We start from the raw sequence: 16,689 nt of genomic DNA, 5'->3' as shown, positions 1-16,689 counted from the left end.
TAACGAAATTTAATTTTTCGTTGGCGTTTTTTTTATAAATAGTATTCCAACCACTAAGACTGTGCTTAGGAAGAGGGAGGCTGCAGATATTAATAATTCGTTTACATTATGACGTACAGCGATTCCAATGAAAGCCCATATAAAGACTAGAACGATTGCTCGGTCATCATAATGATATCTAAAGTGTAAGGCAATTGCAGTAGCTAACGTTAGGAATATAACGACCCATAAAGAAGTAGTTATTCCAAAGCCGCTAAACTCATAATATGTTAAAACATAATCAAGATTTGCTATAGTGGCTACAAAAATCCATCCTAGGTAAATGGAAATAGGTATTCTTCTTTTCCAATTGGATTCACTACTTGAGTAAGTTAAATATAAAAGGAATAAGGACCAAAGCAGCGCTAGTATTGTAATTAAAGCGTAGCTAAAATGCTCATAATGCCATAGTAGAATCCAAGAAATATTAAATAGGCACGTTGCTAGAAATAATACTACTCTTTGTAAGGGAATCTTATGTTCAATTCTATATTCTCTTATAATATTCCATATCCAAAAAGCTAATAGTATATAAATAACAATCCAGATGGAAAATACATAACCAGCAGGTGTAAAGAGGGCTGGAATTCTAGCAGAGATTTCCCCAGTCGTTTGACCATTAATAGGTAACGTATTAGCAAGTATATTTACAAGGATTGTTGCGAGATAACCGCAAATCAAAAGGATTATTTTGACCAAAAGATTCGCCTCCTTCTATATTTAATAAGTATACCTTTCAATCTAAGAGCACACAAATTCAATTATAGAAATTATGTGACAAAAAAATGAATAATTAGGAAAGTAATTCATGATATAATGAAAAATGTAAAAGTTTTTAAAATAGGGGGAATATTCAGATGTTAAAACAAAATTATCCAATCGTCTGGGATTTAGATCGATTTTTCCGTGGTGGTAGCAGCTCCTCTGAATTACGGGAGCATCTAGATAAAGTTAAGGAAAAACTAGGAAAATTTGAAATAAATGTTAAGGAAATAGTTGTCCCAGCCTCAGCTCAAGAGTCTAACCAAATTAGGCAAATAATCGAGGAACTAAAAGATGTAGCTGTCCATTTAGCAGAAGCAGGGGCAGTTATTGGCTGCTATCTAGCTCAAGATACAACAGATAAAAAAGCGACGCTTTTACAAGGCGAGGTTGGTTCATTGTATGCAAGGTTATCTTCGTTAATGATTACAATACAACAAGCGCTTAGCAAGACAGAATCTACCGTATGGGAAGAGCTTTTAAATACGGACGAATTAACCCCATTTAAATTTATATTAAATGAATGGAGAGAGCAAGCGAGTAAAATGCTTTCCGAAAAAGAAGAGGATTTAATAACTACCTTAGAAGTAGACGGTTATGATGCATGGGGCCAACTATATAACATGCTTGTAGGGGACATCCATATAAAAATGACTATCGATGGGGAAGAAAGAATACTTTCGGTAGGACAAGCTGATAACTTAAGCTCGAGTGATAATGCTGAAATTCGTAAAAATTCCTTTGAAGCGTTAGAAAGTGTATGGACTGAAAAAGAAGAAGTTTTTGCGAAAACGCTTAATCATTTAGCTGGCTTCCGTCTGGCTACGTATAAAAAAAGAGGCTGGGAATCTGTCTTAGAAGAACCTCTTGCCATCAATCGTATGAAACAAGATACATTGGATGCAATGTGGGGAGCAATCTCTAAAAATAAAGCACCATTTGTGGAATATTTAAATAGGAAATCGGAGATGCTAGGCGAAAAAGCGATGCATTGGTATAATTTAGATGCACCTATCAGTACGTCTACCGAAAAAATGGAGTTCCAACAAGGAGCGGAATTTATCCTAAAGCATTTTAAAGAGTTTGGACCGAAGCTAGAAGCCTTTTCAAGAAATGCTTTTGAAAATGGATGGATTGAAGCAGAGGATCGTCCTAATAAGAGACCGGGTGGCTTTTGTACAGGAATGCCTGTATCAGAGGAATCCCGTATATTTATGACTTATAGTGGTTCCATGTCAAATGTTTCTACACTTGCTCATGAATTAGGTCATGCATTCCACTCATATGCTTTAAGACCAGTGCATTGGATGAACCGGAGATATGCAATGGGAGTAGCAGAAACTGCATCTACCTTTGCAGAAATGATAGTGGCGGATGCCTCTGTTTGCGAAGCAAAGTCCAAAGAAGAGAAAATTGCTTTGTTGGAGGATAAAATTCAACGCAGTGTTGCTTTCTTTATGAACATTCACGCCCGCTTCTTGTTTGAAACTAGATTTTATGAGGAACGAAAAGACGGCATTGTTTCTGCAAACCGGTTAAACGAGCTAATGGAAGAAGCACAGAGAGAAGCCTATGGGGATGCTTTAGACACGGTACATCCGCATTTTTGGGCATCTAAGCTCCACTTCTATATTACAGGAGTTCCTTTTTATAATTTCCCTTATACCTTTGGCTACTTATTTTCTTTAAGTATATATTCAAAGGCAAAAGAAGAAGGATCTGGTTTTGAGGAGAAGTATATTGCTTTATTACAGGACACAGCAGTAATGTCTGTAGAGGATTTAGCGATGAAACATTTACAAGAGGATATAACGAAAGAAGCGTTTTGGAAGAAGGGAATTGACCTTTGCATTCAAGATGTTGAGGAGTTTTTGCAATTAACTAACACTAAAGGGTGACGGTACTTGATTTATCTAGAAGGAGCAAGTTGTTACTTAAGGACTTTAAATGTAAAGGATGCACCTGCTCTTGCAAATTTAGTCTATGACAACAAGTTGTACTGGTCTGTTTTCGAACCATTACACCAAGAAGAATATTATACTGCTAGCGTCCAAAGAGAGAAGATTCGTGAATCAATCATGCTCATGCAGGAAAAAAGGGAATATAGCTTTGGTATTTTTTCTCATGAACGAGATGTTTTGATAGGCAGCATTTCACTTTATAGCCTGAAAAGAATGCCGTTTTCTAGTGGTTTAATTGGCTATTCGGTTGACCAGAAGCAAATTGGTAAAGGAATTGCGTCTGAGGCTGTTCGACTAGTAAAGCAATTTGGCTTTAATGACGTTCAATTAAATCGAATAGAAGCTTATGTATCCCCTAGAAATTTTGGCTCTATCAAAGTGCTAGAGAATAACAAGTTTGTTCGTGAGGGATTGCTGCGTAAGCTATTATTCATTAATGGGAAATGGGAAGATCACTATATGTATTCCGCTTTAAGAGGAGAATAATAGGGGCTATAAATGAGTCTGTTGGTAAACTTAGTTTATCAACAGGTTTTTTGTATTATGTGGTGGACAGAAGGTTAGGTAGGTTGCTCTTAACACCAAATAGCAAAAAAAGAGCTTGCCATGGCGTTAACCATAAGCAAGCTCAAAAAAATTGGCGATTTCCCGGGAAATACATTATTTTTTGTCGATTTTACCGTCTGTTACCAAATCAAGTCGTCCCGTGTGAGGATCGATAATTAGTCCATGAACTGGAATTTCAGAAATCATCAACGGATGGTTACGTATCATTTCCACACTATGTAAGACACTTTCTTTCACGTCTGAAAACCCTTCAAGCCATTCTTCCACTTCAATACCTGAGTTTTTCAGTACATCAAAAGTGGAAGGATTTACTCCACGAGCTGTCATTTTTTCAAGAATTTTATCTGTTTGAATGGAGCTCATTCCACAATCGTGGTGACCAATTACATAAATCTCATCTGCTTGAAGCTCGTAAACTGCAACGATCAAGCTGCGCATAATACCACCAAATGGATGGTTAATAACAGCCCCTGCACTTTTAACAATTTTTACATCTCCGTTTTTAAGATTCATTGATTTAGGAAGCATTTCTACTAAACGTGTATCCATACAAGTAAGAATAACTATTCGCTTATCAGGAAACTTAGTAGTTACATAAGGTTCATACAGCTTGTTTTCTACAAATGATTTGTTATAGGTTAGTATGTCGTTTAAACTTGGCATAGTAATTCCTCCTTCTTAATATATTTTATACGAAAAAGAAGAAATTTACTTAATATTTGTTTAAAGAAATTATCTTGCAATGTTTCTTTTGCGATCATGGATAAAGAAAGACTTCCCTGTACCGATTACAACTGACTGTAATGGTTCTGGTGCAAGGTGGACAGGTACTTCAATTACACCGCTAAGCCATTCCTTTAATCCTTTTAGCAACGCTCCGCCACCAGTCAATATAACTCCATGGTCTACGATATCTCCTGAAAGCTCAGGAGGACAAATTTCTAGTGTCGCACGAATTGCTTCTAGAATTGTCTCTAATGATTCTTTTAAAACTCCCTGTATTTGAGTAGAAGATAGTTTCACTATTTTTGGTAACCCCGTCACTACATCTCTTCCTCGCACTTCCATTACTTCTTCTGTATGAGGTACCAGGGCATACCCTATAGTCGTTTTTATCAATTCTGCTGTAGGCTCACCAATTATCACATTAAACTCTTTACGTACATAGTGGATAATTGCCTCGTCCATTCGATCTCCTGCAGCTTTCACAGTACTAGACGCGACTACACCTCCGTATGAGATAATCCCTACCTCTGTAGTACCTCCACCGATATCAACAATCATGCTTGCTACTGGCTCATTGACTGGCAACCCAGCACCAATTGCAGCGGCAACAGGTTCTTCCATTAGCTGCACTTCTTTAGCGCCACTTTGACGTACCGCATCTTGGATGGCACGGCGTTCTACAGAAGTTGCTCCTGAAGGTGTGCACACAATCACAGTAGGCTTACGTAAAGAAGTACCAAGTTTTTTGCTAGCTTTTTGCATAATAAGTTTTAACAACTGGGTAGTAACATCAAAGTCTGCGATCACGCCATCTTTTAGAGGTCTAACTACTTCAATAGATGTTGGTGTTTTACCTATCATCTTTTTGGCCTCTGATCCAAAGGCAATTATTTCTTTTGTTTTTGTGTTTACTGCCACCACAGTTGGCTCATCTATAAGTAATCCCTTATTTTTTGTATAAACTAAAGTATTAGCAGTTCCTAAATCAATACCGATATGTGAATTTGACAACATATGTCTTCCTCCATTTCACTTGCTCTACGTTATTATAATGGAAAATAGCACAATTGCCATTTGTAACATAATGGAATTTTACGTATGTTTCAATACTTTGTGGGTAGTAAGGGGCATTTATAGGAAAAAAAATAATGACAAAAACCTATTTTGTATTCGTTTTGTAATACAAACTTATCTAAAATGAAATGAAAAAAATAAGAAATAATAAAGAAAAGCGGAGGCGCCTGTTCTGCCCTGACAGGCAAATGGGAAAATGCGAGGAGGCAACTCCTCAGCCACTGGAGTATTTTCCCATTTGACCCCGAGGGGCAAGGCGCAGGAGCTAGACATCAAGAAAAGCGGAGGCGCCTGTTCTGCCCCGACAGACAAATGGGAAAATGCGAGGAGGCAACTCCTCAGCCACTGGAGTATTTTCCCATTTGACCCCGAGGGGCAAGGCGCAGGAGCTAGACATCAAGAAAAGCGGAGGCGCCTGTTCTGCCCCGACAGACAAATGGGAAAATGCGAGGAGGCACGTATAACGGATAATTGCCTGGTACAGGTAGACACGAGACACTTAATCAGGGGTATCCGCACGTAAAAGTAGAGAAAGCGACACCTAATCGGAGCAAAAGCGCACCTAGAGCGTAGAAGAGTGATACCTAAAAAGTAGAAATTTTCACCTAAATAGGAAAACCGCACGTAAACATTAAAGAAGTGTCACCTAAACTAGGCAAAAGCGCACCTAAAGCATAGAAGAGTGATACCTAAAAAGTAGAAATTGTCACCTAAACAGGGGGACTGCACGTAAACATTAAAGAAGTGCTACCTAAACTATGCAAAAGCGCACCTAAAGCATAGAAGAGTGATACCTAAAAAATAGAAATTGTCACCTAAACAGTAGAAATTTTCACCTAAACAGGGGGACCGCACGTAAACATTAAAGAAGTGCTACCTAAACTATGTAAAAGCGCACCTAAAGCGTGGAGAAGTGATACCTAAAAAGTAGAAATTGTCACCTAATTAGGGGAACCGCACGTAAAAGTAAAGAAGTGCCACCTAAACGAAGTATAAGCGCACCTAAAGCATAGAAGAGTGATACCTAAAAAGTAGAAATTGTCGCCTACATAGGGGAACCGCACGTAAAAGTAAAGAAGTGCTACCTAAACTAGGTAAAAGCGCACCTAAAGCGTAGAAAAGTGATACCTAAAAAGTAGAAATTGTCGCCTAATCATGGAAACCACACGTAACGTAAAGAAGTGTCCCCCACAACCCCTACATATAAAGTAATAATGTAATAAGCCCATAGCGGCTTGAATTAGTAGGCAACTACAGGTATTTTAGTACAAAAAAAACAACCGCGACTGTTAAGTCGCGGTTGACATATTAAAACTTATTAGTTGGTTTCGGATCGACGATAATTGCATCTTGGTTGTTCATTGGTTTAGAGAAGTAAAACATGATTACCGCTCCAATGGCTAAAATACCGCCAGAGAACCCAAGAATTGTAGCTATGAATAAGCCCATTTTTAACACCTCACTATTCATATTAATATCATTATAACTTATTTACACTAAATTTGTAACACTAAAACATTAAATTTATGAATAGATTGTGATTAAAATGCCCAGTTTCCGTTTCTAAACACAGGTTCCTTAGTACCATCCTCTTTAATCCCATCAATATTCATATTTTCAGAACCAATCATGAAGTCTACATGAGTGATACTTTCATTCAATCCGTTTTCTGCAAGCTCTTCACGACTCATTTTTTTACCGCCTTCGATACAGAACGCATATGCACTACCGATTGCTAAATGGTTCGAAGCATTTTCATCAAACAATGTATTATAGAATAACAGGTTAGAGTTAGAGATTGGTGAATCATGTGGTACAAGTGCAACTTCCCCAAGGTAATGGGAGCCTTCATCCGTATCAACTAATTGCTCTAGTACTTCTTGACCTTCTTTTGCCTCTACTTTTACAATGCGACCATTTTCAAAAGTGATAGTGAAATTATCAATAATATTTCCACCATAGCTTAAAGGCTTCGTGCTTGCTACATACCCGTCAACCCCTGTTTTTAAAGGAACTGTAAATACTTCTTCTGTAGGCATGTTAGCCATAAAATCTTCGCCTTTTTCGTTCGTGCTACTAGCTCCGCACCAGAGATGGCCGTTCGGAAGTTCGATTGTTAGGTCAGTGCCTGGAGCTGTGTAATGAAGTTTTTTATAATTTTTTTCGTTTAAGTAGTCTACTTTTGTGTGCAACAAACGATCGTGCTCTTTCCAAGCAGATACTGGGTCTTCCAGGTCAGCTCTTACTGCACTAAAGATAGATTCCCATAATGCTGGAACTTGCTCTTCCTGAGGAAGCTCTGGAAATACTTTTGCAGCCCATTTTTTAGAAGGTGCCGCAACTACAGACCAGCTAATTTTATCTGACTGAACATACTGGCGGTATTTGGACATAGCTTGACCTGCAGCTTTTTGGAAAGTTGAGATTTTACTAGAATCTATACCCTTCAGTAAATCGGGACTTTGACTTACGATACTCATAAAAGCAGCGCCTGATTCAGCAAGCTGCTCTCTTTCTTGAACTTTCCATGGTGGATAGAAGTCGAAAGAGTCTTTTGAGGCTAGCTCATAACGGATGCGTGTTAACTCATCATCAGAAAAATCTACGTAAACAGTCTTAGCTCCAGCTTCATAAGCTTTTTTAGTTACAAGTCGGACAAATTCTACTGTTTCTGTAGAGGCCGCAATATATAAATCTTGCCCTTTTTGTATATTTACTCCTACTTCAACAGCTAAAGCAGCATACTTTTCTAAATTGTTTTCAAAGGTTGACATATCCATACATCCTTTCTTTTCTTAAGATTATAGTATCAGTTTATAGAGGGATTTATCAATGACTCTCTGCCAATTAAGACAAAAAAGAGTTCAAATTAATTGAAATAAAATTTATAGTTAGAAACTAATATTAAAATCCTGATATATTAACCGAAATAAAGAACAGAAATAGAATGTGGGGGTTTATGAATTGGATAAGTCTACAGTAATTGGTCTCGTCTTAGGAATTGTTGCGTTAGGTGTAGGAATGGTTCTGAAGGGAGTAGGATTAGCTGCCCTGTTGAATCCAGCAGCTATTTTAATTATTATCGTTGGAACAATTGCGACTATCGTAATTGGTTTCCCGATGGATGAGCTAAAAAGAATACCTAAGCTTTTCGGAGTAATTTTTAAAGAACAGAAGTTAGTGCCAGATCATGAAGTTATTAAATTGTTTTCTAACTGGGCTGATTTAGCTCGTAGAGAAGGGTTACTTGCATTAGAGAGTAAAACAACCGATGTGGAAGATCCATTTTTGAAAAATGGACTTACTTTAGCTATCGATGGACAGAATGCAGATTATATTAGAGATGTGTTAACAGAAGAAATTAATGCCTTGGAAGAAAGACATTCCACTGGTGCTCAGATTTTCACGCAGGCAGGTACATATGCACCTACTCTTGGAGTGCTAGGTGCAGTAGTTGGTTTAGTAGCAGCGCTAGGCGATATGAATGATATAGAAAAATTAGGACATGCAATTTCCGCTGCATTCATCGCTACATTATTAGGGATATTCACAGGTTATGTGCTTTGGCATCCATTTGCCAACAAGTTAAAACGGAAGTCAAAGCAAGAGGTTAGACAAAAAACTATGATGTTAGAGGGAATCCTTTCTGTCTTAGAAGGAGATGCACCACGTGTGATAGAGCAGAAATTGGCTTCTTATCTATCTATGTCTGAACGTAAAAAAGTTTTAAATGAAAGCGGGGAGGCAGGCCTTGGCAAAGAAGCATAAGAAACATCAGCATGAAGAGGAAATGAGTGAATCTTGGCTTCTTCCTTACGCAGATATTTTAACTTTACTACTTGCACTGTTTATTGTGTTATTTGCTTCTAGTACTGTTGATCAAGAAAAGCTAAACCAAATGTCCGCGGTATTCAATCAAGTGTTTGACGGAGGTACCGGACTAATGGAACAGCCTTCGCCAATGGATGTACCTAGAAACAATAATAGCGGTGATTCCAATCAAAGCATGGCTTACATCGAAGATCAGCAAGCTTTATCTGAGATTCAAGACAGTGTTGATGAATACATAGCGGTTAATGCGCTAGAGAAACAATTTGCAACTGAGTTAACAAGCGAAGGTCTTTTAGTGACAATTAGAGATAGCATTTTATTTGACTTGGGACAGGCAGAGGTAAAACAAGAGTATCGACAAATTGCAGAAGATATATCAGATTTACTGGTGTTTGATCCGCCTCGGAATGTTGTGATTACAGGACACACGGATAATATTCCGATATCTAGTAGTGTTTATGCCTCTAACTGGGAGTTAAGTGTTATGCGCTCGGTGAACTTTTTGAAAATATTAGTAAACAATAACACGATTGATCCTCTGTACTTTAGTGCGAAGGGCTACGGAGAATTCAAGCCGGTTGCTGCTAATGATACGGAAGAAGGCAGAGCAAAAAATAGACGTGTCGAAGTGCTGATACAGCCTCGAGTATTAGAGGATGGCAGCTTAAACGACCAACCCCAATAAAATGAAACTGACAATTATTTAAAATAGTTGTCAGTTTTTCTTTGACTTTTTAAAACAAAAGTTTATAATTAAAACAAATGTTTGAAGAGGGGAGGTTGTCCTAATGGAATCCAAGGAATTAAAAGTTCTGACCTATTTGCGTAACAATCCTTATGCATCACAACAAGAAATGGCAGATGCCTTAAAGATGTCCAGGCCAGCAGTTGCTAATATCATTTCTCAGCTCATTAAAAGTGGGAAAATTATTGGCAGAGCATACATTTTACCAGAGAACAAAGAGATTATTTGTATAGGTGGAGCTAATGTAGATAGAAAGTATATAGTAAAAGATCAATTACAAATGGGTACTTCTAATCCTACTACAAGCCTGCAAAGTATAGGCGGAGTTGCAAGAAATATTGCTGAAAACTTAGGAAGGCTTGGCAATACCGTCAGGCTACTTACAGTTGTCGGTAACGATATGGAATACGCTTCTATCGAAAAGGCATCTAGTCACTGGATGAACTTGTTTTCTGTAGAAAAGCTTGTTAACTACTCTACTGGAACGTACTCAGCCGTACTAGACCAACAGGGGGAAATGCTTTTTGCCCTGGCTAATATGGATATTTATGATCAGCTAACAGTGGACTACATGAAAAAACAAGAGGCTTATCTTACTAATGCGCAAATGCTCATAATAGATATGAACTGTCCAAAAGATGTAATGGAATACATTCACGCATTGGCGGTCGGCAATAAGATTCCTCTTGCAATTATCCCAGTGTCTTCACCGAAGATGAATCGAATGCCGGAGAATCTGGAAGGAATAGAGTGGCTTATAACAAATAAGGATGAAGCCGAGACATACTTTCAAACGCAGATTGTGGATGAGGAATCTTGGAAACGTACAGCCGAGGCATTTGTCCAAAAAGGCATACGCCATGTCATTATAACGAATGGCAGCAAGGGAGTAGTATGTGCTGGGAAAGAGATCGAGACATTGTTTATGCCTGCTATCCAAACAGAGCAGGTAGTAGACGTGACTGGTGCAGGAGATGCCTTTGTTTCTGGGGTTCTTCATGCTTCGTTGGATGGAGTAGAAGTAAAGCAGGCTGTGCTGACTGGGATGATTAACGCTACTAAAACACTCCAATCTGTAGACACAGTACGAACTGAACTAACAAAATTGAAGTTAACTAATGAACTGGAGGAATATTTAAAATGAAAAAATATCTAACGTACTCACAAGAGGTTGAACAAGGAATGGCAGAAGGAAAAGCGATCGTAGCATTAGAATCTACTATCATTTCTCATGGGATGCCTTATCCACAAAACATTGAAATGGCAAGAAAAGTAGAACAAATTATCCGTGATAACGGAGCAGTTCCTGCAACAATTGCAATTATGGACGGGAAGATTAAAATTGGTTTATCCAATGAAGAATTAGAAACTTTAGCAACTAGCAGCAATGCTCGCAAAACTTCTAGAAGAGATTTACCATATGTAGTCGCTTCTAAGGAAATCGGTGCTACTACTGTGGCAACAACAATGATTTGTGCGGATCTTGCAGGAATTCAAATGTTTGTAACGGGTGGTATCGGCGGAGTGCATAGAGGTGCTGAGACAACAATGGACATTTCAGCTGACCTTGAAGAGTTAGCTTCTACAAATGTTGCAGTTGTTTGCGCAGGTGCTAAGTCAATTTTAGATATCGGATTAACGTTAGAATACTTAGAGACAAAAGGTGTACCAGTAGTAGGATTCCAAACGGAAGCTTTCCCAGCATTCTATACTTCCACTAGCCCTTTTAAATCAGACTTCCGTATGGACGAAGAAAAAGAAGTTGCTGAAATGCTAAACGTTAAATGGGAGCTAGGCCTAAATGGCGGAGCGATCATTGCTAATCCTATCCCAGCAGAATATTCATTGGACGAGGAATACATGAATAGAATCATTCAAACAGCATTGCAAGAAGCTGAAGATAATGGCATTAAGGGGAAAGATGTAACACCATTCCTTCTTGGTAAAGTAAAAGAGTTAACAGAAGGTAAGTCATTAGAATCTAACATAGAGCTTGTATACAATAATGCAAGAGTTGGAGCTAAAATTGCAGTAGAGTTAAATAAGCTATCTAAATAAGAATTGGTCCTTCCCTATAAAAGTAGGGGAGGATTTTTTTATTTTACGTGCAATTGGTTTCCGCTATCGACCGCTTTCCATGGTATGAGCAATAGTTAGTTAGGGCTTAGGAAGGAATTTCTGTCTGTAGTACCGAAGTAAATAACGGATAAAAACATCATTTGATTGGAAAGGTTGCTCATTATGTATATTCCGAAATATTATAAGGTGACAAATTGGGAAGAGATTAAGGAATTCATTCATACAAATTCATTTGGAGTTCTTATTACGACGAAAAAAGAAAAACCGATTGCAACTCACCTACCATTGCAGATCCATAATGAAGGGGAAGATTATTACGTCACAGGGCATATGGCGTATGGGAATCCTCAATGGAGAACATTTGAAACAGCTGAAGATGTATTGGTTATTTTCCAAGGACCTCACTCTTACATATCTTCTTCGTGGTATGAACATGAAAATGTCCCAACATGGAACTATCAGGCTGTCCATGTATATGGGAAGGCCGTAATATTGACCGAGGACGAGTTAAAACAAGACCTGACATGGTTGCTGCAAAAATATGAGAAACATCGAAAAAATCCTGTTTTATGGGAAAATCTTTCTCCACAATTGTTAGAAAAAGAACTGAAGGGTATTGTTGGATTTAAGATTAAGATACAAGAAGTTCAGGCTGTTGATAAACTAAGTCAAAACCGTAACGAAGCGGATTACCAGAACATCATTCATAAACTGTATGAGGAAAAGACTACGAACTCTCACCAAGTCGCAAAAGTAATGGAAAGGAAACTCCAGAAGGATAATTAATATATAAAAAAGAGAGGTAGCCTTTGTATAAACAGGTTACCTCTCTTTCATTATAAAGAATTATAAAGTGATTACTTTCTTAAACTACCAAGTTCTGCGACGATTGCTTGCATTTCACTTGGACTAAAAGAATCGCGTTTGTTGACCATTTCATACAAATATACAAGATCCTCATAGGCTGTAGCTTTAAAGTCCTCAGATTTCATGGCATCCACATTGACCATACGTAATTTTTCCTTGATTGTTTCAAGCATAAAGCTAATATTCTCAACGGAAGGTTGATTTAAATCCATTCTTTTGTACCTGCCTTTCATACATTAGAAATATCATTTCACGCATAGCCTAGAATGTCAAATACAAATTAAGCCTTGCTGGCAAGTTTTTCTTCCTTCAACTTCTTCTGAATACGTTTTGTCTCATACACGACAACACCCGATAGTCCAAGCAAACCTATTAAGTTAGGAATTGCCATTAATGCATTGGTAATATCAGAGAATGTCCAAATCAAATCTAGGGAAACGACTGACCCTATGAATACCATAGCAACGAATGCAATACGATAAACAATTAACAGCATAGGATTCTTAAATAAGTATTGGAAACATTTCTCTCCGTAATAAGCCCAGCCGAAAATCGTGGAGGAAGCAAAGAAAATTAAACCAACTGCAATGATGATTGGTCCCCAATCTCCAAGGAAATGACCAAAGGCTGCGGAGGTTAAATCTCCACCACCTATACTAGTATCCTTATACATACCAGACATTACGATTGTAACTCCTGTAATGGAACAGATAATAAAAGTATCTATAAATACTTGCGTCATGGAAACGAGTGCTTGACGTCCTGGTAAATCTGTTTTTGCGGCAGCAGCAGCAATTGGAGCGGAACCAAGGCCGGCTTCATTGGAGAATACACCACGAGCAACACCATAACGAATAGCCGCACCAATAGCACCACCAGCAGCTGCTTCTCCAGTAAATGCTGATTTGAAAATAATTCCGAACGCTTCAGGGACAGAGCTAATATTGGTAACCATGATGAAAAGTCCAGCTAGTATATAGAACAAAGCCATCACCGGGACAAACACGGCTGTTACATTACCAATAGATTTAATACCACCCAAAATAACAAGAGCAGTGAAAATGGCCAGAACTAGACCGGTAATCCAAGTTTCTACTCCAAAAGTAGATTCTACTGCAGAAGATACAGAATTAGCCTGTGTTCCATTACCAATTCCAAAAGCAGCTAATGCACCAAAAATAGCGAATAATACAGCTAACCACTTTTGCTTTAAGCCATGTTCTATGTAGTACATTGGGCCGCCTGCCATTTGCCCTTTGGCATCCTTTACTCGGTACTTAACGGCAAGGATGGCCTCACTATATTTAGTCGCCATTCCAAAAAATGCGGATAACCACATCCAAAAAACGGCACCAGGACCTCCAAGTAATACTGCAGTTGCCACACCGACAATGTTACCAGTTCCGACTGTTGCTGCAAGTGCAGTAGTCAGGGCTTGAAATTGTGAAATATCTCCTTCGGCCTTTTTGTCATGCTTTCTAGAAAAAGTAAGTCTTAAAGCTACCGGCAGTAATCGTATTTGTAGAAAGGCAACTCTAACCGTCAAAAATATTCCGGTTCCTACAATGAGAATCAGTAAAGGGATGCCCCATAAAACATCCGAAACACTTTTTAAAATTTCTAGTAACTTATCCAATTGATAACCTCCTTGGTTGTAATTCAGTCTAGGAAAAATGCTATAGCTTTCATATCCTTTCAATAAATTTGTCCTTTTAACAATATTCGTAAAATTCTCTTAAATAGTCAAGCTTATTTTTGTAAAATATTATTATTAATAGTTTGATTCAGAGAAGCCAGGGTATAATAAAATTAATATAAAACGATATATATGGAGGTAATTAGTATGAGTGAAAGTAAATTTGTAAAAGGTGTATTGTGTGGCGCAGTACTTGGCGGCGCATTAACTATGTTAGATCGCAAGACAAGAGATTCCGTAATGAACCGATCTAGAATGATTAGAAATGAAATTAAATATTACAACCGAAACAGAGACGAGTTAAAGAAAGTCCTTGATCAACAAGTAACTAAATGGCAATCGGTTTATAATCAATTCTCCTCAGATGCTAAATATATTTCACAAAAGGTGAACGAAGTAAAAGAAATTACTCCTCAAGTGAAGACACTTGTTTCCGAGACGAAGGATACATTCTCCCAATCCAAGGAAGAGTATAAATCCATAGTTGTTCCAGAGGAAGATGAGCCTAAAAGTATTTACGAGCCAAAATTACATTAAACAAGGAAGGGAGAGGAATAGATGGTTTCACACATGAATAGAGATGATAAGAATAATAAAAAAACTTCCTCTCCAACTTGGTATACGAAGTTAAAGTTTTTAAATTTTAAAAAGAAGGAGAAAAAGAAAACGGAAAATCATGATTTAACTACATGGTCAGGCTACTTCAAGCATTTAATAACGCATATACAGAAAACGGATATTACAGGGCTTGCAGCTCAATTAGCTTACTTTTTCCTTCTGTCACTATTTCCTTTATTAATTTTCTTAGTTACATTATTGCCATATCTAAATCTAGATGAGGCTCAAATCTTCCGCTTTTTAGAAAACTATGCACCGGGTGAAGTATATACATTAATTGAGGGAACGATTTCTGATGTCTTAGTAAGTCGGAACGGAGGCTTATTATCAATAGGGATTCTTGGTACCATTTGGTCTGCTTCTAATGGGATGAACGCAATCGTCAAATCCTTAAATAGATCTTATGATATAGAGGAAACGAGACCCTTTTTTATAGTTAGAGCATTATCAGTGGTATTTACCTTATTAATGATTTTACTTTTTGCTGTAGCACTAGTATTACCAGTTTTCGGAGAACAAATTGGTACAATTTTATTTTCTTATTTTGGTTTCCAAGATGACTTTATTAATTTGTGGAATAATATTAGATGGACGCTTAGCCCTATTATTATGTTTATCGTACTTGCTGCATTATATTGGATAGTACCAAACATAAAGTTAGGCCTAAAGAGCGTTTTCCCGGGTGCAGCATTTGCAACCTTGGGATGGATCATTGTATCTCTAGGATTCTCTTACTATGTAAGTAACTTTGGTAATTATTCTGCAACTTACGGAAGTATCGGGGGTATTATTATCCTCATGCTATGGCTCTACATTTCAGGAATCATCCTGTTGGTCGGTGGGCAGATAAATTCTGTTATGCAAGAACGAAAGTTACAGATGGATAATAAAAAACGACGTAAATAAAACAAAAAAACACCCATCGGTTGGAGACTATTTGACTCCAATCCATGGGTGTTTCTTTGTTGAGGTAATAAAAGCAGAGATGGCGACCCTGCTTAAACTGGAGGGAGTGTCCTATAAATTGTAGAAGGTTAGCGGAAAGTGTCCCATAAAAGGTGATAAGTCGCCCATAAAGAGGGTTTGCGCCCATAAGGGGAGCATAAGTGTCCCATAAAGTGTAAAAGGTGGCCCATAAACTAGCGGGAAGTGTCCTATAAAAATGAGAAATTCGCCCATAAAGAGGGTTGCGCCCATAAGAAGGGCCTAAGTGTCCCATAAAGCGTAGAAGGTGGCCCATAAACTAGCGGGAAGTGTCCCATAAAAATGAGAAATCCGCACATAAAGAGGGTTTGCGCCCATAAGGAGAGTCTAAGTGTCCCATAAAGCGTAGAAGGTGGCCCATAAACTAGTGGGAAGTGTCCTATAAAAATGAGAAATTCGCCCATAAAGAGGGTTGCGCCCATAAGGAGAGTCTAAGTGTCCCATAAAGTGTAAAAGGTGGCCCATAAACTAGTGGAAAATGTCCCATAAAAGGTGAAAAGTCGTCCATAAAGAGGGTTTGCGCCCATAAGAGGAGCATAAGTGTCCCATAAAGTGTAGAAATTGACCCATAAACTAGCAGGAAGTGTCCCATAAAAAGGAGCAAGTCGCCCATAAAGAGAAGTTTCGCCCATAAGAAGAGTCTAAGTGTCCCATAAAGCGTAGAAGGTGGCCCATAAACTAGCGGGAAGTGTCCCATAAAAATGAGAAATCCGCCCATAAAGAGGGTTTGCGCCCATAAG

Annotated in this window: 16 protein-coding genes; 9 read left to right on the top strand and 7 right to left on the bottom strand. The window is 38.1% G+C overall.

What is annotated here, in order from left to right:
* Positions 1-9: 9 nt before the first annotated feature.
* The gene (locus tag MKY09_RS15385; protein WP_169360735.1) at positions 10-738 is read right to left on the bottom strand and encodes a tryptophan-rich sensory protein; all 729 of its coding nucleotides are present in this window, start codon (positions 736-738) and stop codon (positions 10-12) included.
* Between the two features lie 158 nt (positions 739-896).
* Here MKY09_RS15385 and MKY09_RS15380 point away from each other — a divergent pair, with 158 nt between their 5' ends.
* Together MKY09_RS15380 and MKY09_RS15375 are read left to right on the top strand one after the other, a co-directional pair.
* Positions 897-2,699: a M3 family oligoendopeptidase gene (locus MKY09_RS15380; RefSeq protein ID WP_342567051.1), complete on the top strand. Its 1,803-nt coding sequence runs from the start codon at positions 897-899 to the stop codon at positions 2,697-2,699.
* Positions 2,700-2,705: 6 nt separating this feature from the next.
* Positions 2,706-3,248 carry a GNAT family protein gene (locus tag MKY09_RS15375; protein ID WP_251557027.1) on the top strand — a complete coding sequence of 181 codons (543 nt, stop codon included), beginning with the start codon at positions 2,706-2,708 and terminating at the stop codon, positions 3,246-3,248.
* 174 nt (positions 3,249-3,422) lie between these two features.
* On the opposite strand, the gene MKY09_RS15370 is transcribed toward MKY09_RS15375, so the two are convergent.
* The 4 genes from MKY09_RS15370 to MKY09_RS15355 form a co-directional block, all read right to left on the bottom strand.
* A complete protein-coding gene (locus tag MKY09_RS15370) occupies positions 3,423-3,992 on the bottom strand; it encodes a carbonic anhydrase (protein WP_169360738.1) in 570 nt (189 codons plus the stop codon).
* Between the two features lie 69 nt (positions 3,993-4,061).
* Positions 4,062-5,069 carry a rod-share determining protein MreBH gene (mreBH, locus tag MKY09_RS15365; protein WP_169360739.1) on the bottom strand — a complete coding sequence of 336 codons (1,008 nt, stop codon included), beginning with the start codon at positions 5,067-5,069 and terminating at the stop codon, positions 4,062-4,064.
* A gap of 1,368 nt (positions 5,070-6,437) precedes the next feature.
* Positions 6,438-6,578, bottom strand: a complete 141-nt coding sequence (locus tag MKY09_RS15360) for a hypothetical protein (protein WP_169361478.1) — start codon at positions 6,576-6,578, stop codon at positions 6,438-6,440.
* 92 nt (positions 6,579-6,670) lie between these two features.
* A complete protein-coding gene (locus tag MKY09_RS15355; RefSeq protein ID WP_342567050.1) occupies positions 6,671-7,903 on the bottom strand; it encodes an aminopeptidase in 1,233 nt (410 codons plus the stop codon).
* 190 nt (positions 7,904-8,093) lie between these two features.
* Between MKY09_RS15355 and motA the strand changes: the two genes are divergently transcribed.
* From motA to MKY09_RS15330, 5 genes are all read left to right on the top strand, one after another.
* Positions 8,094-8,897: a flagellar motor stator protein MotA gene (motA, locus tag MKY09_RS15350; RefSeq protein ID WP_169361476.1), complete on the top strand. Its 804-nt coding sequence runs from the start codon at positions 8,094-8,096 to the stop codon at positions 8,895-8,897.
* Positions 8,881-9,645: a flagellar motor protein MotB gene (gene motB / locus MKY09_RS15345; RefSeq protein WP_251557032.1), complete on the top strand. Its 765-nt coding sequence runs from the start codon at positions 8,881-8,883 to the stop codon at positions 9,643-9,645. The genes motA and motB overlap by 17 nt, the downstream gene beginning before the upstream one ends.
* Before the next feature lie 103 nt (positions 9,646-9,748).
* Complete coding sequence (locus tag MKY09_RS15340; protein ID WP_169361474.1) at positions 9,749-10,849, top strand: carbohydrate kinase; 1,101 nt, start codon at positions 9,749-9,751, stop codon at positions 10,847-10,849.
* Positions 10,846-11,763, top strand: a complete 918-nt coding sequence (locus tag MKY09_RS15335; RefSeq protein WP_298470978.1) for a pseudouridine-5'-phosphate glycosidase — start codon at positions 10,846-10,848, stop codon at positions 11,761-11,763. The genes MKY09_RS15340 and MKY09_RS15335 overlap by 4 nt, the downstream gene beginning before the upstream one ends.
* Positions 11,764-11,946: 183 nt before the next feature.
* Positions 11,947-12,570, top strand: a complete 624-nt coding sequence (locus MKY09_RS15330; protein ID WP_342567049.1) for an FMN-binding negative transcriptional regulator — start codon at positions 11,947-11,949, stop codon at positions 12,568-12,570.
* Positions 12,571-12,641: 71 nt separating this feature from the next.
* On the opposite strand, the gene MKY09_RS15325 is transcribed toward MKY09_RS15330, so the two are convergent.
* Both MKY09_RS15325 and MKY09_RS15320 read right to left on the bottom strand, forming a co-directional pair.
* Positions 12,642-12,863, bottom strand: a complete 222-nt coding sequence (locus MKY09_RS15325; protein ID WP_169361471.1) for a DUF1128 domain-containing protein — start codon at positions 12,861-12,863, stop codon at positions 12,642-12,644.
* Between the two features lie 68 nt (positions 12,864-12,931).
* A complete protein-coding gene (locus tag MKY09_RS15320; protein ID WP_342567048.1) occupies positions 12,932-14,287 on the bottom strand; it encodes a sodium:alanine symporter family protein in 1,356 nt (451 codons plus the stop codon).
* A gap of 207 nt (positions 14,288-14,494) precedes the next feature.
* Between MKY09_RS15320 and MKY09_RS15315 the strand changes: the two genes are divergently transcribed.
* Both MKY09_RS15315 and MKY09_RS15310 read left to right on the top strand, forming a co-directional pair.
* Positions 14,495-14,884 carry a YtxH domain-containing protein gene (locus MKY09_RS15315; RefSeq protein ID WP_169361469.1) on the top strand — a complete coding sequence of 130 codons (390 nt, stop codon included), beginning with the start codon at positions 14,495-14,497 and terminating at the stop codon, positions 14,882-14,884.
* 21 nt (positions 14,885-14,905) lie between these two features.
* Positions 14,906-15,871 carry a YihY/virulence factor BrkB family protein gene (locus tag MKY09_RS15310; protein ID WP_251557035.1) on the top strand — a complete coding sequence of 322 codons (966 nt, stop codon included), beginning with the start codon at positions 14,906-14,908 and terminating at the stop codon, positions 15,869-15,871.
* Positions 15,872-16,689: the final 818 nt, after the last annotated feature.

The organism is Psychrobacillus sp. FSL K6-4046 (assembly GCF_038624605.1).
GTDB lineage: Bacteria > Bacillota > Bacilli > Bacillales_A > Planococcaceae > Psychrobacillus.
The sequence above is the reverse complement of the archived record's forward strand: the minus strand, read 5'-3'. Positions and strand labels throughout refer to the sequence as shown.